Origin of the sequence: Salmonella sp. 32082101201600294FB01SM01, assembly GCF_017572865.1 — a bacterium.
GTDB lineage: Bacteria > Pseudomonadota > Gammaproteobacteria > Enterobacterales > Enterobacteriaceae > Salmonella > Salmonella enterica.
On record NZ_JAGESB010000001.1, the window covers coordinates 339,920 to 360,250 of the forward strand.

General features: G+C 53.8%; 17 protein-coding genes. 8 read left to right on the forward strand and 9 right to left on the reverse strand.

Annotated elements, in window-relative coordinates:
- The first annotated feature begins 146 nt into the window (after positions 1–146).
- Together rclB and rclC are read left to right on the forward strand one after the other, a co-directional pair.
- Positions 147–383: a reactive chlorine resistance periplasmic protein RclB gene (gene rclB / locus J4645_RS01620; RefSeq protein ID WP_000922170.1), complete on the forward strand. Its 237-nt coding sequence runs from the start codon at positions 147–149 to the stop codon at positions 381–383.
- 12 nt (positions 384–395) lie between these two features.
- Positions 396–956, forward strand: a complete 561-nt coding sequence (gene rclC, locus J4645_RS01625) for a reactive chlorine resistance membrane protein RclC (RefSeq protein ID WP_000362177.1) — start codon at positions 396–398, stop codon at positions 954–956.
- Positions 957–1,034: 78 nt separating this feature from the next.
- On the opposite strand, the gene J4645_RS01630 is transcribed toward rclC, so the two are convergent.
- Positions 1,035–2,210, reverse strand: coding sequence for a DnaJ family molecular chaperone (locus J4645_RS01630; RefSeq protein ID WP_001033457.1), 1,176 nt, complete (start codon positions 2,208–2,210; stop codon positions 1,035–1,037).
- Positions 2,211–2,535: 325 nt separating this feature from the next.
- Between J4645_RS01630 and pheP the strand changes: the two genes are divergently transcribed.
- Complete coding sequence (gene pheP, locus J4645_RS01635) at positions 2,536–3,930, forward strand: phenylalanine transporter (protein WP_000786291.1); 1,395 nt, start codon at positions 2,536–2,538, stop codon at positions 3,928–3,930.
- 41 nt (positions 3,931–3,971) lie between these two features.
- On the opposite strand, the gene J4645_RS01640 is transcribed toward pheP, so the two are convergent.
- A complete protein-coding gene (locus J4645_RS01640) occupies positions 3,972–5,219 on the reverse strand; it encodes a mechanosensitive ion channel family protein (RefSeq protein WP_001156971.1) in 1,248 nt (415 codons plus the stop codon).
- Positions 5,220–5,529: 310 nt separating this feature from the next.
- Between J4645_RS01640 and J4645_RS01645 the strand changes: the two genes are divergently transcribed.
- Positions 5,530–7,500: an autotransporter domain-containing esterase gene (locus tag J4645_RS01645; RefSeq protein WP_023215202.1), complete on the forward strand. Its 1,971-nt coding sequence runs from the start codon at positions 5,530–5,532 to the stop codon at positions 7,498–7,500.
- Between the two features lie 266 nt (positions 7,501–7,766).
- Here the strand turns inward: J4645_RS01645 and nfsB are convergent, their stop codons facing one another.
- From nfsB to J4645_RS01660, 3 genes are all read right to left on the reverse strand, one after another.
- On the reverse strand, positions 7,767–8,420 hold the full coding sequence (gene nfsB / locus J4645_RS01650) for an oxygen-insensitive NAD(P)H nitroreductase (protein ID WP_001529050.1): 654 nt from the start codon (positions 8,418–8,420) through the stop codon (positions 7,767–7,769).
- A 96-nt stretch (positions 8,421–8,516) separates the two neighbouring features.
- Positions 8,517–8,885 carry an MmcQ/YjbR family DNA-binding protein gene (locus tag J4645_RS01655; RefSeq protein WP_000348989.1) on the reverse strand — a complete coding sequence of 123 codons (369 nt, stop codon included), beginning with the start codon at positions 8,883–8,885 and terminating at the stop codon, positions 8,517–8,519.
- The gene (locus J4645_RS01660) at positions 8,885–9,466 is read right to left on the reverse strand and encodes a TetR/AcrR family transcriptional regulator (RefSeq protein ID WP_000113609.1); all 582 of its coding nucleotides are present in this window, start codon (positions 9,464–9,466) and stop codon (positions 8,885–8,887) included. Before J4645_RS01660 ends, J4645_RS01655 begins: the two co-directional genes overlap by 1 nt.
- 288 nt (positions 9,467–9,754) lie before the next feature.
- Between J4645_RS01660 and J4645_RS01665 the strand changes: the two genes are divergently transcribed.
- Positions 9,755–10,096: a RamA family antibiotic efflux transcriptional regulator gene (locus J4645_RS01665; RefSeq protein ID WP_000155633.1), complete on the forward strand. Its 342-nt coding sequence runs from the start codon at positions 9,755–9,757 to the stop codon at positions 10,094–10,096.
- 5 nt (positions 10,097–10,101) lie between these two features.
- Here the strand turns inward: J4645_RS01665 and J4645_RS01670 are convergent, their stop codons facing one another.
- From J4645_RS01670 to J4645_RS01685, 4 genes are all read right to left on the reverse strand, one after another.
- Positions 10,102–10,350: a DUF1158 family protein gene (locus tag J4645_RS01670; RefSeq protein WP_000682497.1), complete on the reverse strand. Its 249-nt coding sequence runs from the start codon at positions 10,348–10,350 to the stop codon at positions 10,102–10,104.
- A gap of 66 nt (positions 10,351–10,416) precedes the next feature.
- Positions 10,417–11,535 (reverse strand): YbdK family carboxylate-amine ligase, encoded by a 1,119-nt coding sequence (locus tag J4645_RS01675; RefSeq protein ID WP_023215203.1) that lies wholly within the window; start codon positions 11,533–11,535, stop codon positions 10,417–10,419.
- An 11-nt stretch (positions 11,536–11,546) separates the two neighbouring features.
- Complete coding sequence (gene entD, locus J4645_RS01680) at positions 11,547–12,251, reverse strand: enterobactin synthase subunit EntD (protein WP_001260564.1); 705 nt, start codon at positions 12,249–12,251, stop codon at positions 11,547–11,549.
- Between the two features lie 46 nt (positions 12,252–12,297).
- Positions 12,298–14,553 (reverse strand): TonB-dependent siderophore receptor, encoded by a 2,256-nt coding sequence (locus tag J4645_RS01685; protein WP_023215204.1) that lies wholly within the window; start codon positions 14,551–14,553, stop codon positions 12,298–12,300.
- 188 nt (positions 14,554–14,741) lie between these two features.
- Here J4645_RS01685 and fes point away from each other — a divergent pair, with 188 nt between their 5' ends.
- Genes fes through entF form a run of 3 tightly spaced genes read left to right on the forward strand, consistent with a single transcriptional unit; the run spans position 14,742 to position 20,086 of the window.
- A complete protein-coding gene (fes, locus tag J4645_RS01690; RefSeq protein ID WP_000656587.1) occupies positions 14,742–15,956 on the forward strand; it encodes an enterochelin esterase in 1,215 nt (404 codons plus the stop codon).
- 30 nt (positions 15,957–15,986) lie between these two features.
- Entirely contained in the window at positions 15,987–16,205 is a 219-nt protein-coding gene (locus J4645_RS01695; protein ID WP_001603140.1) for an MbtH family protein, read from the forward strand.
- Positions 16,202–20,086, forward strand: a complete 3,885-nt coding sequence (entF, locus tag J4645_RS01700; RefSeq protein WP_023215205.1) for an enterobactin non-ribosomal peptide synthetase EntF — start codon at positions 16,202–16,204, stop codon at positions 20,084–20,086. The genes J4645_RS01695 and entF overlap by 4 nt, the downstream gene beginning before the upstream one ends.
- Positions 20,087–20,331: the final 245 nt, after the last annotated feature.

Sequence of the window (20,331 nt, forward strand, 5' to 3'; positions counted from 1 at the left end):
ACGTAGCCCTGTTAATCAGGGCTTTTTTTTGCCTGTCAGGCCATAAAAATACGCCAGGACAAATATGCTGGCGTCTGAAAGAAAAGGCTTTAGTCAGGCGTAACGTATTATAACACCATTGAAATAACCCACGACTGGAAATCTCGATGTTAAAAGTTACCACACTTATTGCTTCATTATTGGCTGCGCCGCTGGCGTTTTCCGCCTCCGCCCAGCCGCTAACTGACGTTGAATATATCAGCGTTTCTGCGGTGTCAGCAACGCCGTCAATGCTTGAAGACGCTATTGCCAGACTGGCGCAAAGTAAACAGGCGTCGTCATGGAAAATTACGTCCATGCGTATTGATAATACGGGTTACGCCACTGCGATATTATATAAATAAGGAGAGCCTGAGATGGATAAATATCTTCGTCTGTTAAGTCAGGGGGATCGGCTGGGATTAACATTAATTCGCTTGAGTATCGCCATCGTTTTTATCTGGATTGGACTACTAAAATTTGTGCCCTATGAGGCAGACAGTATTACCCCGTTTGTGGCGAACAGCCCGTTTATGTCTTTTTTCTATGAACATCCGGAAGAATATCGTCAGCATCTGACTCATGAGGGCGAACTAAAACCGGAGGAACGCGCCTGGCAAACGGCCAATAATACGTATGCGTTTTCGGATGGTCTGGGCGTGGTGGAATTGATTATCGCGGCGCTGGTACTGGCTAACCCTGTCAGCCGCTGGTTAGGGCTGGCAGGCGGCGTGCTGGCATTCCTGACGCCATTTGTCACGCTGTCGTTTTTAATCACCACGCCGGAGGCCTGGGTTATGCCGCTGGGCGATGCGCATTATGGTTTTCCGTATTTATCGGGCGCCGGACGGCTGGTATTAAAAGATACGTTAATGCTGGCAGGTGCGGTGATGATCATGGCGGACTCCGCCCGTTCGTTACTTTTACAGCGACAGTAGCGCCCCTCTTACCCTCTTTATGCCGCGATTCGTCGGGTGGCGCTTGCGCCATCCGACAATTTATTGATGAATGATGGACTACCCTGACAGAAGTTCCTGTTCCACCTGTTGAACCTGCGCCTCCAGCGTATTGCGAATTTCGGTTAGCGCCCGTTCCTGCTCGGAGAAATAGGCTTCCTTATCCGCAACGGAAGAGGCGAGCCGCCAGGCGTTTTCCGTTTCCAGTTGCGTTATCTCTTTCAACAGCGCGTCGATTTGTGTGCGGAGCTGGCGTATTTTATGGCGTAGATGTTCCAGGTTATTTAGCCTGTCGCTTGCCATCATCGGTTCCAGACCGCTTTGCAGCTGCGTCAATAACGCGCGAATTGCCGCCAGATCGGCATTCTGCCGCGCCTGATTAAGCTGTACCATCATCTGGTGCGCTTTTTCTTTCAATTCATCGGCGACTACATCCGGGTGACACAGGCGGCTGGCCTGACGCCACAAACGTTTTAATTCACTGCGTTCGTCAGCCGACAAACGTTGATCGCGGGCGTAGCGGAATTGCGCTTCCTGCTGCTGCTCCCGGTACTGGTGATAGTCCTGTTCCGCATTTTCCTGCGCCTGGCGGAATGCGCTGTCGTCCTGATGGGAAAAATCCGCTTCCAGCTCGCGAATTTCCGCCAGCAACGCGGTAATTAATTCCGTCTGCTGCTGGATTCGCTGACGGATGCCCACCGCTTCGCGCGAGGCGGCATTCAATCCTGTCCACTGCTGTTTTAGCGTTGCCAGTTGATCCACGGCCTGGGAAATAAATTGCAGGCAGGATTGATAATCCTTTTCCCGGCGTTTTATTTCGGCTTCTTGCTTACGCTGCATACTCACCGCGAGCTGTTTACGCAACTCCAGAATACGGCTCATCAACGGCCCGAGACGCAGATGATAGAGGTCGTTGAAATCGTCGAGGATTTGTACCCGCGCATTTCGTTTGTCAATCAGATCGCGAAGTTGGGCTTCAAGTGCTTTCAGCTCCAGTTTACTGGCGGCAATAGAGGGATCTTGCCACGTCGAGAGCGCCCGTTGAGCCTGTAGCCAGGCGGCGATCTCTTGCATGGCGTCACTGAATCTACGAGCTTCAATCGCCTGGGCAATGGCGCTGATTACGGCATCCTGCGGCTCATTTTTCAGGTAGATGAGCTGCTGACGGATAATCTCTTCGTCCTCAAGTTCGATGGCGCTTTTGATGATCTCTAAACGTTTGATGATCTTATTCATGACGTTGATGCCTGGCGTGGCTCAAAAACGGATAACAGATACCAGGTCTGATTCACCTTTTTGAAAATACTGAAAAAATACTAAATGTATTCTGTAGGGTGTCGTACTTTTCGTCCAGAGTTATTCACATATTTTATACTCGGCGTCTGTCACCCGTAACGTTCTATATCGGCGCGCACTCTTTTCTTTTTACTCCCCGCGACATCTTTTTTTACACGATAACGTTAACGTCCGGAGTTGAGCCTTGACAAACGATTGCGCCTTGCGGCAGCGAGAGCGAAATGTTAAAAGGTGCCCCTCAATAAAAACGATACAGGGGTAGGACGTGAAAAACGCGTCAACTGCATCCGGCGCCAGCGTGTCGGATGCCGCGTCGAAGAATGAACCGACGCTTCAACGGGGGTTGCAAAACCGCCATATTCAGCTAATTGCGCTGGGCGGCGCCATTGGCACCGGACTGTTTCTGGGCATCGGCCCGGCGATTCAAATGGCGGGGCCGGCTGTTTTGTTGGGCTATGGCGTTGCCGGGATTATCGCTTTTCTCATTATGCGCCAGTTGGGGGAAATGGTCGTGGAAGAGCCGGTTTCCGGATCGTTTGCCCACTTCGCCTGGAAATATTGGGGGCCGTTTGCGGGCTTTTTGTCGGGCTGGAACTATTGGGTCATGTTTGTGCTGGTCGGGATGGCGGAGCTGACCGCGGCGGGCATCTATATGCAGTACTGGCTGCCTGACGTACCAACATGGGTATGGGCGGCGGTGTTTTTTATTATCATTAACGCCGTGAATCTGGTGAACGTTCGTCTGTATGGCGAAACGGAATTCTGGTTCGCGCTGATTAAAGTGCTGGCGATTATCGGCATGATAGGTTTTGGTCTGTGGCTGCTGTTCTCCGGCCACGGCGGCGAACATGCCAGCATTGATAACCTCTGGCGTTATAACGGTTTCTTCGCTACCGGTTGGCATGGTTTGCTTCTGTCGCTGGCGGTGATTATGTTTTCTTTTGGCGGACTGGAGCTGATCGGCATTACTGCGGCGGAAGCGCGCGATCCGCAAAAAAGCATTCCGAAAGCGGTGAATCAGGTGGTATACCGTATTTTGCTGTTCTACATCGGTTCGCTGGTGGTGTTGCTGGCGCTCTATCCGTGGGTAGAGGTGAAATCCAATAGCAGCCCTTTTGTGATGATCTTCCATAACCTGGACAGTAATGTGGTGGCTTCGGCGCTGAATTTCGTTATTCTGGTCGCGTCGCTTTCGGTGTATAACAGCGGCGTTTATTCGAACAGCCGAATGCTGTTCGGCCTGTCCGTACAAGGCAATGCGCCGAAATTTTTAACCCGCGTCAGCCATCGCGGCGTGCCGGTGAACTCGCTGATACTTTCCGGAGCGATTACCTCGCTGGTGGTGCTGATCAACTATCTGTTGCCGCAAAAAGCGTTTAGCCTGTTGATGGCGCTGGTTGTCGCGACGCTATTGCTAAACTGGATAATGATCTGTCTCGCGCATTTACGTTTTCGCGCGGCGATGCGTCGTAAAGGGCGCGAGACGCAATTTAAGGCGCTGTTCTATCCCGCCGGAAACTATTTGTGCATTGCGTTTCTGGCGCTGATTCTGGTGTTAATGTGTACGATGGACGATATGCGATTGTCGGCGATTTTGCTGCCGGTATGGATTGTATTCCTGTTTATCGCGTTTACAGTTTTGCGCCGTAAGGCTCATTAACTTTTTTGCCCGATCCCATGCTCATGCGATCGGGCAATCCATTAATGCCGCAATGTCCCTGACAGCGCGCGAATATCGCTGCCGGTCGGCGTCTGATGAATACGCAAGCCGAACTCTTCCACCACGGCAAAAATATGGTCGAAAATATCGGCCTGAATGCTCTCATATTCCAGCCACACGACGGTATTGGTAAAGGCGTAGATCTCTATCGGCAAACCATGATCGTCAGGCGCCAGTTGGCGTACCATCAGCGTCATGTCTTTACGGATGCGCGGATGGTGGCGTAAATATTCGTTCAGATAGGCGCGAAATGTTCCGATATTGGTCATTCGGCGGTGATTTAAGGCTGATTCCGGCGCATCCAGTTGTTTATTCCATTCATCGATTTCCTGATGACGGCTGGTAAGGTACGGCTTTAACAGTTGCGCGGTTAACAGCCGCTGTTTTTCATCATCATCCAGAAAATGGATACTGGTCGCGTCAATATTAATGCTGCGTTTAATCCGGCGTCCGCCGGACGCAGACATGCCGCTCCAGTTTTTGAACGAGTCGGAAACCAGTGACCAGGTGGGAATGGTGGTGATGGTATTATCCCAGTTGCGTACTTTTACCGTGGTTAAGCCAATATCAATGACCGCGCCATCTGCGCCATATTTTGGCATCTCCAGCCAGTCGCCCAGTTTGAGCATATCGTTGGCGGAAAGCTGGATACCGGCAACCAGGCCAAGAATCGGGTCTTTAAAGACCAGCATTAATACCGCGGCCATCGCGCCCAGCCCGCTGATTAAAATTGCTGGTGACTGGCCAATCAGCAGTGAGATCATCAGAATGCCGACGATAATTGCGCCGATGAGCTTAATACCCTGAAATATTCCTTTTAGCGGTAACTGAGAGGCGGCGGGCCATTTTTGCGATAGATTGAAAATCACGTCCAGCAGAGAAAATAACGACAGCAGGGCGTAGGTCATAATCCATAACTGCGCGCAGGTCGTCAGGATATCCGCAGCCTCACTGCCTTTTTGTAGCCAGAGCGCGGCCTGAATATTGACAATGATGCCTTGCAGCGTAAAAGCCAGACGATGGAATAATTTATTCTGGGTAATAATTTGCAGCCACAGGCGGGAACTGGCGCTGGCGCGTTTTTCGAAAGCGCGCAGTACTATCCAGTGCAAAATAATATGCACGACAACTGCCGTCAGAAAAATAATACCAAATATCACCACCAGCGACGTGGTGTGATTCATTTCAATTCCCGCTAAATCTTCTACCTGGGATATCAATTCCTGCATAATCTCTCCTTTATAAACAGCAGCCTATGATGACTGCTGAATGGCATTTATGCAAATCAGGACGCTCGCGCTTCAGGCATAATCAGCAACAGACGGGTAAAAGCGCTTCAGGGGTTATCCATACGCTATATTTTATCCAGCGCCCCATAAACGTCGTTATTTTACGCCACCCCATTTTTTTGAACAGGCGCAAGTTCGTCAACAATGGATGAAAACATTTTAACCAGAATGCTTAAAACGATTGCAATGTTTCTGTCGGATGATGATTAGCACCGTCGTACCTCTCAACAATAACATTAAGGAACATCGGATGACCCAAAAGCGTACCCTGCTAAAATACGGCATACTCTCGCTGGCGCTGGCCGCGCCATTATCTGCCTGTGCGTTTGACTCTCTTACGGTATTTGGCGATAGCCTTAGCGATACCGGGAATAACGGTCGCTGGACCTGGGATAGTGGTCAAAATAAGCTCTACGACGAACAGTTGGCCGAACGATTTGGGCTGGCATTAAGCCCTTCCAACAATGGCGGTTCTAATTATGCCGCCGGCGGCGCGACGGCGACCCCGGAATTAAACCCGCAGGATAATACCGCGGATCAGGTACGGCAGTGGCTTGCCAAAACGGGGGGAAAAGCCGACCACAACGGTTTGTATATTCACTGGGTCGGCGGAAACGATCTGGCGGCGGCCATCGCGCAACCAACCATGGCACAGCAAATAGCCGGTAATAGCGCCACTAGCGCGGCGGCGCAGGTAGGGCTGTTACTGGATGCCGGCGCCGGGCTGGTCGTGGTGCCAAACGTACCGGATATTAGTGCGACGCCAATGCTTCTGGAGGCGGTAATCACCGCCGGGCTGGGCGCAGCGGCGCCCCCGGCGCTAAAAGCGGCGTTAGATGCGCTGGCGGAGGGCGCTACGCCCGATTTCGCCAGTCGGCAACAGGCGATCCGCAAGGCGTTGCTGGCGGCGGCTGCAACGGTAAGCAGCAATCCGTTTATTCAGCAATTGCTCGTTGAACAACTGCTGGCGGGCTATGAAGCGGCGGCAGGGCAGGCGTCAGCTCTGACCGATTATTATAATCAGATGGAAGAGAAGGGGCTGGAGCAACACGGCGGCAATATAGCCCGTGCCGATATCAACGGCCTCTTTAAGGAAATTCTTGCCAACCCGCAGGCGTTTGGTCTGACAAATACCGTAGGTATGGCCTGCCCGCCAGGCGTATCCGCTTCGGCGTGCTCCTCGGCGATGCCTGGATTTAATGCGTCGCAGGACTATCTGTTTGCCGATCATTTACATCCCGGTCCGCAGGTCCATACCATTATTGCGCAATATATCCAGTCGATCATTGCCGCGCCGGTACAGGCGACATACCTGAACCAAAGCGTTCAGTCGATGGCGCAAGGCAGTCGTACCACGCTTGACAGCCGTTATCAGCAGCTTCGCCAGGGGGAAAATCCTGTTGGTTCACTGGGCATGTTCGGCGGATACAGCGGGGGATATCAACGTTATGATAATAATGAGGCCGACGGGAACGGTAATCATAATAATCTGACGGTTGGCGTCGATTATCAGCTTAACGAGCAGGTACTGCTGGGAGGGCTGATAGCCGGTTCTCTGGATAAGCAACATCCTGACGATAATTATCGTTATGATGCCCGCGGTTTTCAGGCCGCCGTATTCAGCCATTTACGCGCTGGTCAGGCGTGGCTGGATAGCGATTTACACTATCTGTCCGCTAAATTCAGTAACATTCAGCGCAGTATAACGCTCGGTGCGTTAAGACGGGTGGAAGAGGGCGAAACCAACGGTCGGCTGTGGGGCGCGAGGTTAACCAGTGGTTATGATTTTGTCATGATGCCGTGGTTAACGACCGGACCGATGCTGCAATATGCATGGGATTACAGCCACGTTAATGGTTATAGCGAGAAGCTCAATACCAGTACATCAATGCGTTTTGGCGACCAAAACGCCCATTCGCAGGTGGGTAGCGCTGGTTGGCGTCTGGATCTCCGCCACAGCATCATTCACTCCTGGGCGCAGATTAATTATCGCCGTCAGTTTGGCGATGATACGTATGTGGCGAACGGCGGCCTTAAATCGACCGCGCTGACGTTTAGCCGCGACGGAAAAGCGCAGGATAAAAACTGGGTTGATATCGCGATTGGCGCAGATTTTCCGCTGTCGGCAACGGTGTCCGCTTTCGCCGGGCTGTCGCAAACGGCAGGGTTAAGCGATGGCAATCAAACCCGTTATAACGTTGGGTTTAGCGCCCGATTTTGATGACACGCCAGGGAGGGCCAACCTCGTGGTGACAATATCGCCATCGTAGGTGCAAACCGGTGTCACGCCGTTTTCTCCTTCATCCAGATAGGGGGTATCCAGATATGGTCAACGGCGTGCCAGTTTTAAATATTATTTATTTTCAATAAGTTGAAAGAGGAAGTTAACACTAGCGATGTAAAACCTGGCACTTCGCGCCATTGATCATTGAGGAACCTGGCAGAAAGGTGAAAAAAGCCGGACGGGCGTCCGGCTTAGGCAGGGGATTAGACTTCCGTCAGTGTGGTTTCAAGCGGCAGACGTGATTTCGGCAGCCCGGCGTTGAAATCCTCGACGCTATGATGGCCGACCGGCACCACGACCAGACTGGTATAGCCTTTTTCTTTCAGACCAAATTCAGCGTCGAGCACCTCGGCGTCGAAACCTTCAATGGGGACGGCGTCGAGACCCATCGCGGCGACGCCCAGCAGAAAGTTGCCGACGTTCAGATAGACCTGTTTCGCCATCCACTGGTGGTCATCTTTTAGCGAGACGCGGTGCATATCGGCGAAAAAGCGGCGACCTTTATCATTTGCCGCTTTAGCTTCCGGCGTAGCGAAACGGCCATCGGCATCTTCCTGATCGACCACCCGTTGCAGCCAGGCGTCGTCCATCGCGGTTTTTGCGCAGAAGACCACCACATGGGAGGCGTCCAGCATTTTGCGTTCGTTGAACGTGTAGTTTCCGGCAGCGGATTTTGCTACGCGCGCTTTGCCTTCTTCCGTACTGGCGACAATAAAGTGCCACGGCTGGGAATTGGTGCTGGAGGGGCTGTACTGTAGTAGTGTTTTTATTTTATCCGCTTCTTCGGCGGTCAGTTTTTTGCTGGGATCGAACGCCTTAGTGGAGTAGCGCTTTAAGGCGACAGAAACGATATCCATAAATGCTCCTGGTTGGTTTAGTACCCTTTTGTATCAGCAGGGTACCGGGTTATCGGTAAAAAGATAAGGGAGGAAAATGCGGAAACGGTTATTGCATCAGCGCGGCCGCAGGCGCAGTTGCTCTCTTTTAGGCAGCCCGTCTACGACCAGATTCCATGAGTCATTTATCAAATCGTTGAGTAGCGAGACGGTGATATCCTCACCCGCATAGACTGAAATCCAGTGTTTCTTATTCATGTGATAGCCAGGCGCAATGCTGGGGTAAATTTGTTGATTTACCAGGGATTTTTGGGGATCCGACTTCAGGTTCACCACTGGACGGCAGTGATGTTCAGTGAACAGCATGAATATTTTGCCGCCGACTTTAAACACATCGTACTGTGGGCCGAAAGGCCAGCAGTGTTCGGTAAAAGGCAGTTCCAGCGCAAAGCGTTTTGCACAGGCGTGCAGTGTTTGACCGTCCATTATTGCTCCTCGCGAGTCAGCGCGCGCCACATGGCTTCGAATCCCAGCGCAATATATTCGCCAGCGCGAGCGGGATCGCGCGCGGCGAAATCCATTGTTGTTTCAGCCAGCGCCAGAAAAAGGCCGTCGCCGAAGGCGCGGTACTCATCCGACATAAACACCATCAAAACGGAACGATGACATAAATCGCGCAATTCGGGGAACATATCGTCGGCCCGTTGTTCCGTCTCTTTGGTGAGCTTTTCGCTGACGGCCAGTTGACGGATCGCCCGATGGCGCGCGGGATGGTTCAGACCCCAACTGATGTAACTGTTCCAGATAAAACGAGTCATCATTTTGGCATCGGTAATGGATCGATCCAGCTCCATTATCATTGACTGGCAGAGATCCTGCTTTAAATGCAAATACAACGTGTTAATCAGCTCATCTTTGGTCGCGAAATAGCGAAACAATGTTCCTTCTGCAACACCTGCGTTACGCGCAATCACCGCCGTTGAGGCAGCGATGCCGGATTGCGCTATCGCCTGGGTTGCCGCTTCCAGTAATGCTTGTTTTTTGTCTTCACTCTTCGGACGAGCCACTACACGTTACCCTTATGTCTGGAAAAACATGATTGAATCATGCCCGTTGTCGCGTCGCAACGGTGAATGTCAACCTTTGAAAAGTACCTTGACGGCGTATCTTTGCTTTCTATAATGAGTGCTTACTCACTCATAATCAAGGGCTGCCGCATGAAGTGGTAGAAAAGCATATTGCAGGCCATGCGATAAGCCGTCTCACAATTTGTGTGGTTATTACTATGCTTATTGCTGTTGCCGTAAATGTGCGGTACGGGAGCCGCTGACGAGTTTGATAGAGGGGAGAGCACGATGACCATTTCCGCTCAGGTTATCGACACGATTGTCGAGTGGATTGATGATAATTTGAATCAGCCGTTACGTATTGATGATATTGCCCGTCATGCGGGGTATTCCAAGTGGCACCTGCAGCGCCTTTTTATGCAGTACAAAGGGGAGAGTCTGGGGCGCTACGTGCGTGAACGTAAGCTAAAACTGGCGGCGCGCGACCTGCGCGACACCGACCAGAAGGTGTATGATATTTGTCTAAAGTATGGTTTTGATTCGCAGCAAACCTTTACGCGCATTTTTACCCGCACGTTCAACCTGCCGCCAGGCGCTTATCGTAAAGAAAAGCATGGCCGTACGCATTGAAATGTTTAATCGGCCAGCGAAAACCAACGCCGCCAGATAAAGCGAATAACATAATATTCCAGCGCGCCGAGCAAAAGAAACCATAAACAAAACAACAAAGTATAAAGCTGGTTGAGATCCATAAGATGAAAGATCCCGACCAGTTTTTGCGCCAGCGCAAGGCCGAGCGAAGGGGCGGGCAGCAGCAGGCTGGAGAGCAACGCCATCAGCAAAATACCGGCAGCGGTCATCAATGATTCAAGCGGGTGTTTCATGGCTTTGTTAAACGTAAGTTAAAACGCCATTGTCCGGGATATCGCCTGGTAAGGCAAATATGCTGTCTATTGTCCCGCCCAGATTTCACAATGTTTTTGTACCAGGCCTATCAGCGATCCGCCGTCGGCAATAAACTCCCGCATATATTGCGCTTCGTTACCGCCTTTTTTCACCTGCAGACGTAGTGCGTCAATGGCGCTGTCGGCGCCCAGCTTGCGCGCAGAGGGGGTAACGTTGTCCAGCAGACGCAGCGTATCATCTGCCAGGCGACGGCGGTCGCCGGTATAGGCATCGGTTAGCACGCCCTCCAGACCATAGCGGAAAGCCTGAAAACGGTTGAATTTATATAACAGATAGTCTTGTTCCTGCGGTTTAAAGGGACGCTCGGTCAGCAGCCAGTGCGCGGTCGCCTGAATCAACCCTGCCATATTGATGGCATGATCAAGGGTGAGCGGCGTATCCATCACCCGAACTTCTACCGTGCCAAAGGCCGGGCTGGGGCGGATATCCCAGTGCAAATCTTTGATGCTGTCGATCATCGTGGTGTAAGACAGACGACGAAATAGTCCGGCAAACTCTTGCCAGTTACTGACCCACGGCATGGGACCGTTATCGGGAAAAGCGGAAAAAATATTCAGGCGCGCGCAGGCAAAACGGGTGTCAGATCCTTGCATATAGGGAGACGCGGCGGAGAGCGCAATAAAGTGTGGCACAAAATGCGACAGCCCGTGTAAAAGATAAATCGCATCGTCGCCGTTCGTGCAGCCGACGTGGACATGCTGGCCGAAAACCGTCGCCTGTTGAATTAAGTAGCCGAAATTTTCCAGCGTGCGTTGATAGCGCTCATTATCACAGACCTCCTGACGCTGCCATTTTTGAAAAGGGTGCGTACCGCCGCCGCAAATGCCGAGATGGTGTTCCGACGCCGCCTGTAAAATAACGTGCTGCATGGCAGAAAGTTGGGCCGCCGCCTGGTCAATATCGCGGCAGACGCCCGTGGCCATCTCCAGCATACTTTCGGTGATATCGTGCTTAATTTCTCCCGCAGTAAGTTGGGGCTTAACGGCGTCGATCAGTGTAGAAGAGTCCTGACTTAAATCGTAGCCAGGTGGATTGATCACCTGCATCTCCAGCTCAATACCAAGCGTATAAGGTTCAGAAACGTGAAAATCATTCAGCGCCATAGTGATCTCATTTATCGGGGTATTGCGCTAAGTATAGAAGCGGGAGCGCTCCTGTCGTGGGGAAAGCGCGTTATTGCAGAAACAAGAGTAATAACGCTATTGCCACGTTGAAACCATTCTGTACGGACGGTACGTTCAGCCATCGTGGCGGCAAAGGCTGGCAGCAGATGTAACGAGATGTGCGTGGCGGTAAGCGAGGTAACTTTTGCGCTATCGAATCCCGGGAGCGTGACGCGGTCTGAAAAGGCTTTATAAACGCTCTCCTTGGCGGAGAAAGCCAGCGTCAGGGCAAGCGGAAAAGGGAGCGAGCTCGCCTGGAGAATTTGGCGCTCATCGCTATCAATAATGGACGGCGCCAGCTCTGTCGCCGTGTGCTGACTCATGATTTTTTCTATATCAATGCCGATACGCTGTCGGGATATGACGGCCAGCGCCGTTGACGCACAGTGGCTGATGCTGCCAAATAGGCCGTCCGGCCATAGCGGCTGTCGCTTGTCGCCAATACCGGGCACTGTCCTGACGCCCACCTCGCGTAGCGCATGAACGGCGGCGATGCGGCCTGCCAGATGTTCAGCTTTACGCTTGCGTCCGGCAGACCGGAGCCGATCGTGATGAGGCAGCCATAACAGGTCGTGCTCGTGAAAGCTGCTCGCATCAAAGTCGACGATATGCAGCCTGTGTCCGGCAAAGGGAAGGGGAAAATGAGATGTCCGCATCGTTTTTTGCTAATTCCCTCCCCGAATGAGGGAGGGAAGGTTGCCATCAGAAATGGGTATTAATGCTCATATACCACGTACGTCCCGGTTCGTTATAGGTGTACGCGCCAGCGCCCGCCATATAAGCGCCAGTTTGAGTATCCCTGACGGTTTGCGCGTTACCTTCACGCCACAGACGTTTGTCAAAGAGGTTATCCACGCCACCGGTCAGGCTGACATTTTTGGTCACGTCCCAGGTCGCGCTCAGGCCAACAATACTGTATGGGCTGACCGCTTGCTTATCTGTTCCGGTAACGGGGTTACCCTGATAATCATATTTCTTCGGCTCTTGTTTGCCGTACCAGGTGAAGGTCGATTGCAGAGAAACGTCCTGACGTACCTGCCAGCTCAGGGTTGAGTTAAGCGTGTACTGTGGAATAATCGACAGGCGTTCGCCGGTCTCTTTGTTTTTACTCTGCAGCATATACGTAACGTTATTCGTCCAGTTGACGGTGTCGCTAACCGGTACGTTTAACGTGCCTTCCAGACCTTCAACGACCGCTTTCGGCACGTTCTCCCACTGATAGACATCCGTTTTGCCGTTGTTGATACGCTGCAACGGCACCGTACCCGCTTCGATCTTATTGCGGTAATCATTGCGGAACCAGGTGATGCCGGCCAGCCAGCCATCGCGTTTAAATTCCAGACCGATCTCTTTATTGATGCTGGTTTCGGCTTTCAGATCATCGTTACCCATCATATAGCAGCCGATGCCGGTACCCGCGCCAGTCGCGTAGCAACCCTGACCTTTGCTATACAAAATATAGTTTGGGTTAGTCTGGTACAGACTCGGGGCTTTATAAGCGCGGGCGATCCCCATTTTCAGGGTAAAGTCATCCCCCAGACCTTGCGACAGGTTCAGCGACGGGCTCCAGTTATCCCCCACAATACTGTGATGATCGAAACGTAGCCCCGGCGTCAGCATGGTGCTGTCGGTCAGTTCCATGTTGTTTTCAGCAAACAGAGAGAAAATTTCCGCTTTTGAATAGGGGCTACGATTGGTACTGCTGTAACCCGGGATATTTCCCCCCATAAAGGTTTGCGAGTTGGAGAGCTCGTCTTTCATACGCTGTTGGGCCCATTCGGTACCCAGCGTCAGGTTTTGATTGACCAGCAGATCGAAAGGAAGGCTCACTTCGCTGTGTAGGGTGACGTCATTCAAATCGGCATCGGCATATTTTTGCGATGCTTTGGGATCGAAAATTCCTTCGGTGCCGCCTGCCAGGCCTTCCGGCATTCGGGAGTTACGGGTATGTTCGTATTGCACCCAGTTACTGGTGGTTACGCCATTATCCCAGCCGCCGTTCCAGGTCAGAGAGTAGTTCTGCCGATAGAGGCGGTTCGTCTCTTTTCCGTAATTATCTTTCACCAGTTGGTTCGTATTGGTGTTCTGAGTATCACCGGCATAGAGGTTGCCCTGGCGACTGTAACCGGCCTCCAGCTCCAGAGACTGAAGCGGAGCAAAATCCCAACGAACTACGCCGTTGATATCTTTGTTAATGACCCCCTCGCGTCCTGCCGGTAGCGTGTCGGCGTAACTCCCGGTACGTTCAGACTGATGCCCCTGGTTAATATTACGCGCATCCGCCTGCGTTTTGTCGAGGTTGCCATACAGACGGAAGCTGAAATCCCCGCCCAGCGGGCCGTTCAGGCTAAAGTTAGTGCGTTTGGTCGCGCCTTCGTCTTTATGTTCCGGCGCGTTGAAATAGGTATTCCAGGAACCGTGCCACTCGCTACCGCCTTTTTTGGTAATGATATTGACCACGCCACCCGCCGCGCCGTTGCCGTAGCGTGCGGCGGCAGGGCCACGCAGCACTTCAATGCGTTCGATCATCTCCGGCGGCACCCACGCGGTATCGCCACGGGTATCGCGTTCGCCGCGCCAGCCCAGGCGTACCGAGTTACGGCTGGTGACGGGTTTACCGTCAATCAGGATAAGGGTGTTTTCCGGCCCCATGCCGCGAATATCGATTTGGCGGTTATTCCCGCGCTGACCGCTGGTGGAGTTGCCGGTCAGGTTCACGCCCGGCATGGTGCGGATGATTTCTGACACGTCGCGCGCGGGCGGATTTTTGCGGATCTCATCGGCGGTGATGGTGGATACGCCTGGTGCCTGTAGGTTTTGCTGGGCAGCGGTCACCACGATGGTGTCTTCATTGGTGAGCGCAGCGCTATCGGTTTTTTCTTCTGCCATCACGGGCAGAGCGACCCCGTAAATCCCTAAATTGACCAGTAAGGTCAGGGAATGAATCTTCTTGTTCATTGTATATCCTGCTTTTCTTTAGCCACATAAGCCAAAGCGCCCGTCAAAGGCATTGGCCGGGTGGTGAAATTGTGTTCGCGCGTCCCATAGCGCGACAATACGCTATTGCAAATGCAAATAGTTATCAATAATATTATCAATATATTTCACCTTTTATATACAAAATTCATAATAAACACAGGGTTATAATGAAAGAGGCGCTGGCAACGGGAAGTGAGGCCTGGTGGAGGACGAAAACCGGGCCGGAATGGATACGGGAAAAAGACGGAAATTATCGGGTCACTTTTTGGTGGCGCGACCCGCAGGGAAACGAAACACACTCCCCGATACGGCATGTCTGGGTCTACATCACTGGCGTAACCGATCATCATCAAAACGCGCAGCCTCAGACGATGGCGCGTATTGCCGGAACGGATGTCTGGCGCTGGAGCACGGCGCTTAGCGCTAACTGGCGCGGCAGCTACTGTTTTATTCCTACCGAGCGCGATGACGTTTTTGCCGCTTTTGCGCCGGGCGAAACGCCCGATCGGAACGCACTGCGTGAAGGCTGGCGACAGCTATTACCGCAGGCGATTGCCGACCCGCTTAATTCGCAAAGCTGGCGGGGAGGACGTGGTCATGCGGTTTCAGCGCTGGAAATGCCGGATGCGCCCCTTCAGCCGGGATGGGATCGTCCTGAAACGCCGTACTCGCCGCCTTTGATGATGCAGTGGCATAGCGCACGTCTGGGCAATTCCCGCCGCGTATGGATATTGACGACCGGAGACGAGGCGCCGGAGGAAAGACCGTTGGCTATTCTGCTGGACGGTCAATTCTGGGCGGAAAATATGCCCGTCTGGCCCGCGCTCGCCTCGCTGACTCATCAACGCCTGCTTCCCGGTGCCGTCTATCTGCTGATTGACGCGATTGATACTCAACACCGCAGCCAGGAGTTGCCCTGCAATGCCGATTTCTGGCTGGCGGTGCAGCAGGAACTGTTGCCGCAAGTCAGAGCCGTGACGCCTTTTAGCGATGATGCCGGGCGAACGGTGGTCGCCGGACAGAGTTTTGGCGGCCTGTCGGCGCTGTATGCCGGCCTGAACTGGCCGACGCGTTTTGGCTGTGTACTAAGCCAGTCAGGATCGTTCTGGTGGCCTCATCGCATCACCCCGCCGGAGGGGGAAGTCATTACCCGGCTGAAAACCGGCGCATTATGCGCGCGCGGACTGCGTATCGTACTAGAAGCCGGCGTGCGTGAGCCGATCGTGTTTCAGGCGAATCAGGCGCTTTATGCCCAACTGAATACTTCGCAGCAGTCCATTTTCTGGCGTCAGGTTGACGGCGGACACGATGCGCTTTGCTGGCGCGGCGGGCTAACGCAAGGGCTGATGCTGCTTTGGCAGCCGCTTATCGACACGCTTTAACCGGGCACATGTCCATGACAGGAGTTGAGTATGGAATTCAGTAATCCCTTCGATAATCCGCAGGGACAGTTTTACATCCTGCAAAATGCGCAGCGTCAATTCAGCCTTTGGCCAGCGGCGTGCGCGCTTCCCGCAGGCTGGGACGTGGTATGCGAACCGCAATCGCAGGACGCGTGCCAGCAGTGGCTTAATACGAGCTGGACAACACTGAATCCGGCGCATTATGCCGATAAGCAGGAGGCGAAATGACGCAGCGTTTACCGTTAGTCGCCGCCCAGCCGGGGATCTGGATGGCGGAAAAACTCTCTGATTTACCCTCCGCCTGGAGCGTGGCGCACTATGTGGAACTGAACGGCGAGCTGGATGCCCCCTTGCTGGCAAAAGCGGTAGCGGTAGGGATGCAACAGGCGGATACGCTACGGATGCGTTTTACCGAAGAGAACGGCGAGGTCTGGCAATGGATAGATCCTGAGCACACCTTCGGCGAGCCCCCGATTGCCGATTTACGCAACCAGCCCGATCCGCATCACGCGGCGCTGGCGTTAATGCAGGCGGATTTACGGCAAAACCTGCGCGCAGATAGCGGTAAGCCGCTGGCGTTTCACCAGTTAATCCGCATTGATGATACCCGCTGGTATTGGTATCAGCGCTATCACCATTTGCTGGTGGATGGCTTTAGCTTCCCGGCGATAACCCGCCAGATTGCGGCGATTTATCGCGCCTGGCAGAGCGACGCTCCTACGCCGGAGTCGCCTTTTACCCCCTTTGCGGATGTGGTCGAGGAATATCAGCGCTATCGCCAGAGCGAGGCCTGGCAGCGTGACGGCGCCTTCTGGGCGCAGCAGCGCCGCGAGCTGCCGCCGCCGGCGTCAATTTCTGCCGCGCCGCTGCCGGGGCGGTCGGCGAGCGCGGATATTCTGCGTATGAAATTGAGCGCGCCGGCGGGGGCGTTTCGCCAACTGGCGGCGCACATGCCTGAGATACCGCGAGCGGATCTTGCCCTGGCGCTGGTGACGTTGTGGCTGGGACGATTATGCGGGCGTATGGATTATGCCGCCGGATTTATCTTTATGCGGCGGATGGGCTCGGCGGCGTTAACGGCGACCGGGCCTGTCCTTAACGTGTTGCCGCTGGCGGTGAACCTTCATGCGACGGAAGATCTGCCAACGCTGGCGAAGCGTCTTGCGGCGCAGTTAAAGAAGATGCGCCGCCACCAGCGTTACGACGCCGAACAGATTGTACGCGATAGCGGGCGAGCCGCAGGGGATACGCCGCTATTTGGCCCAGTGCTCAACATAAAAGTGTTTGATTATCATCTGGATCTTCCTGGCATACAGGCGCAAACCCATACCCTGGCGACGGGGCCGGTTAACGATCTTGAACTGGCGCTTTTTCCGGATGAAAACGGCGGTCTGGATATTGAATTGCTGGCGAATGCACAGCGTTACGATGACGCCACGCTCTCCCGCCATGCCTTACGGTTGATGGCGCTTATCACACAGTTTGCGGATAACCCGGCGCTGCGCTGCGGCGATGCGCAAATGCTGCTGGCAGAAGAACAAACGCAATTAGCACACCTTAATAATACAGCGGTAACGATTCCCGCCACCACGCTTAGCGATTTGGTGGCGCAGCAGGCGCAAAAAACGCCGGAGGCTTCCGCGTTGGCAGATGCGCACTATCATTTTACCTACCGTGAAATGCGTGAACAGGTTGTGGCGCTGGCGTACGCGCTGCGGGAACGCGGCGTTCAGCCTGGCGATAGCGTGGCGGTGGCGTTGCCGCGGGCGGTTTTCCTGACCTTAGCGCTGCATGGCATTGTCGAGGCGGGCGCCGCCTGGCTGCCGCTGGATACCGGTTATCCTGACGATCGGCTGCGAATGATGCTGGAAGATGCGCAGCCGAAACTGTTAATTACGACTCAGGCGCAGCTGGCGCGCTTTCACGATATTCCGGGGATGGAATATTTGTGTTATAGCCAACCGCTACCGGTCAGTGACGCCACTCCGCTGGGGCTGTCGTTACCGCATCATACCGCTTACATCATTTTCACCTCTGGCTCGACGGGCAGGCCGAAAGGGGTGATGGTGGGACAAACGGCGATAGTCAACCGGCTGCTGTGGATGCAGGATCACTATCCGTTGACGGCGGATGATGTAGTAGCGCAAAAAACGCCGTGCAGTTTTGACGTCTCAGTATGGGAGTTTTTCTGGCCGTTTATCGCCGGGGCGAAACTGGTGATGGCTGAACCGGAAGCGCACCGCGACCCGCTCGCGATGCAGCGGTTCTTTGCGCAATACGGCGTCACGACCACCCATTTTGTGCCGTCGATGCTGGCGGCCTTTATTGCCTCGCTCACGCCAGCGTCGGCTGGGAAAAGCTGCGCTTCCTTAAAGCGCGTTTTCTGTAGTGGCGAGGCCCTGCCGACGGCGCTGTGCCGCGAATGGGAGACGTTAACCAACGCGCCGCTACACAATCTGTACGGGCCAACGGAGGCCGCGGTGGATGTGAGCTGGTATCCGGCCTGTGGCGATGAGCTGGCGGCTGTTGACGGCAACAGTATCCCGATTGGTTATCCCGTCTGGAATACCGGTTTACGTATTCTCGATGCGCATATGCAGCCGGTGCCGCCGGGCGTGGCTGGCGATCTCTATCTTACCGGTATCCAACTGGCGCAGGGCTATCTGGGGCGTCCGGATCTTACCGCCAGCCGTTTTATCGCCGATCCTTTTGCGCCAGGCGAACGGATGTACCGTACCGGAGATGTGGCGCGCTGGCTGGATTCCGGCGCGGTGGAGTACCTGGGGCGCAGCGACGATCAGCTCAAAATTCGGGGGCAACGTATTGAACTGGGCGAGATTGACCGCGTCATGCAAACGCTGCCGGATGTTGAACAGGCGGTAGCACATGCCTGCGTCTTTAATCAGGCGGCGGCGACGGGCGGGGATGCCCGGCAACTGGTCGGCTATCTGGTGTCGCACTCCGGTTTGCCGCTGGATTTACCAGCGCTGCAGGAAAAATTACGCCAAAAACTTCCCGCGCATATGGTGCCAGTTGTGCTGTTGCAACTTGCCAGCTTGCCGCTTAGCGCTAATGGCAAGCTGGATCGCAAAGCCCTGCCGCTGCCGGACCTGACGCCGCGCGTGAAAGGGCGTGCGCCGCAGTCCGCAACGGAGATTGCTGTCGCCGCGGCGTTTTCCCGCCTGCTGGGCTGTGAGATTAACGACGTTGAAAGTGATTTCTTTGCGCTGGGCGGACATTCGCTGCTGGCGATGAAACTGGCCGCGCAGCTAAGCCAGACGTTTAATCGCCAGGTGACGCCGGGGCAGGTGATGGTGGCGTCTGACGTGGCGCAGTTGAGTAAGCTGCTCGATACTGACGATGACGAACGCTCGCGCAATCTGGGGTTCGGGCCGCTGTTGCCGCTGCGTGAAAGCGATGGTCCAACGTTATTTTGTTTCCATCCGGCGTCGGGGTTCGCCTGGCAATTTAGCGTGTTATCACGCTATCTCAGCCCGTCGTGGTCGATTATGGGGATTCAGTCGCCGCGCCCCGCTGGCCCTATGCAAACCGCAACCACCCTTGATGAGGTATGTGAACATCATCTGGCGACTTTGCTCGCCCGGCAGCCGCATGGCCCTTATTATTTATTAGGCTATTCGCTGGGCGGGACGCTGGCGCAAGGGATCGCCGCCCGGTTGCGCGCACGCGGCGAAACCGTAGCGTTTTTGGGGTTACTGGACACCTGGCCGCCGGAAACGCAAAACTGGCGGGAAAAAGAGGCGAATGGCCTCAATCCGGACGTATTGGCGGAAATTGAACGTGAACGCGCAGCGTTTGTCGCCGCTCAGCAGGGAAATGCCTCCGAAGCCTTATTTACCGCCATTGAAGGCAATTATGCGGATGCCGTCCGTTTGCTGACGACGGCGCATAGCGTACCGTTTGATGGACATGCTACGCTCTTTGTGGCGGATAAAACGGTGCCGGAAGGCGTATCGCCTGAACAGAGCTGGTCGCCGTGGATAGCGTCTTTGGCTATTTATCACCAGCCGTGCGCGCATGTAGATATTATTTCTCCCTCCGCTTTTGAAACTATCGGGCCCATCATCAGCGAGCTCATTAATAAATAACGGGCGTTGTTTCTGCCTTTAAAAAATTAAATCCTGAAACCCATAATAATTACTAATTATTATGGGTTTTTTATTGCAACGATTAATTCTTTTAACATAAGTGATACATGCTACAGGCAAGTTTAATTCCGAATATTTAGCTTTTCGGGCACTGGCGCGCAAAGAGTGTTTCGGATAATTCTGACTTGCTGTTAGAATCTCTGACAGGAATGTGTTCTTTCATTGGATAAAGTTTTCAGGTCATA

What these genes read in the sequence shown, in the direction of transcription:
- fes (WP_000656587.1), top strand. Translation starts at nt 14,742, where the DNA reads ATGAAAGAGGCGCTGGCAACGGGAAGTGAGGCCTGGTGGAGGACGAAA.
- rclC (WP_000362177.1), top strand. Translation starts at nt 396, where the DNA reads ATGGATAAATATCTTCGTCTGTTAAGTCAGGGGGATCGGCTGGGATTA.
- J4645_RS01630 (WP_001033457.1), bottom strand. Translation starts at nt 2,210, where the DNA reads ATGAATAAGATCATCAAACGTTTAGAGATCATCAAAAGCGCCATCGAA.
- J4645_RS01640 (WP_001156971.1), bottom strand. Translation starts at nt 5,219, where the DNA reads ATGCAGGAATTGATATCCCAGGTAGAAGATTTAGCGGGAATTGAAATG.
- J4645_RS01665 (WP_000155633.1), top strand. Translation starts at nt 9,755, where the DNA reads ATGACCATTTCCGCTCAGGTTATCGACACGATTGTCGAGTGGATTGAT.
- rclB (WP_000922170.1), top strand. Translation starts at nt 147, where the DNA reads ATGTTAAAAGTTACCACACTTATTGCTTCATTATTGGCTGCGCCGCTG.
- entF (WP_023215205.1), top strand. Translation starts at nt 16,202, where the DNA reads ATGACGCAGCGTTTACCGTTAGTCGCCGCCCAGCCGGGGATCTGGATG.
- nfsB (WP_001529050.1), bottom strand. Translation starts at nt 8,420, where the DNA reads ATGGATATCGTTTCTGTCGCCTTAAAGCGCTACTCCACTAAGGCGTTC.
- J4645_RS01655 (WP_000348989.1), bottom strand. Translation starts at nt 8,885, where the DNA reads ATGGACGGTCAAACACTGCACGCCTGTGCAAAACGCTTTGCGCTGGAA.
- entD (WP_001260564.1), bottom strand. Translation starts at nt 12,251, where the DNA reads ATGCGGACATCTCATTTTCCCCTTCCCTTTGCCGGACACAGGCTGCAT.
- J4645_RS01675 (WP_023215203.1), bottom strand. Translation starts at nt 11,535, where the DNA reads ATGGCGCTGAATGATTTTCACGTTTCTGAACCTTATACGCTTGGTATT.
- J4645_RS01685 (WP_023215204.1), bottom strand. Translation starts at nt 14,553, where the DNA reads ATGAACAAGAAGATTCATTCCCTGACCTTACTGGTCAATTTAGGGATT.
- J4645_RS01695 (WP_001603140.1), top strand. Translation starts at nt 15,987, where the DNA reads ATGGAATTCAGTAATCCCTTCGATAATCCGCAGGGACAGTTTTACATC.
- J4645_RS01645 (WP_023215202.1), top strand. Translation starts at nt 5,530, where the DNA reads ATGACCCAAAAGCGTACCCTGCTAAAATACGGCATACTCTCGCTGGCG.
- J4645_RS01670 (WP_000682497.1), bottom strand. Translation starts at nt 10,350, where the DNA reads ATGAAACACCCGCTTGAATCATTGATGACCGCTGCCGGTATTTTGCTG.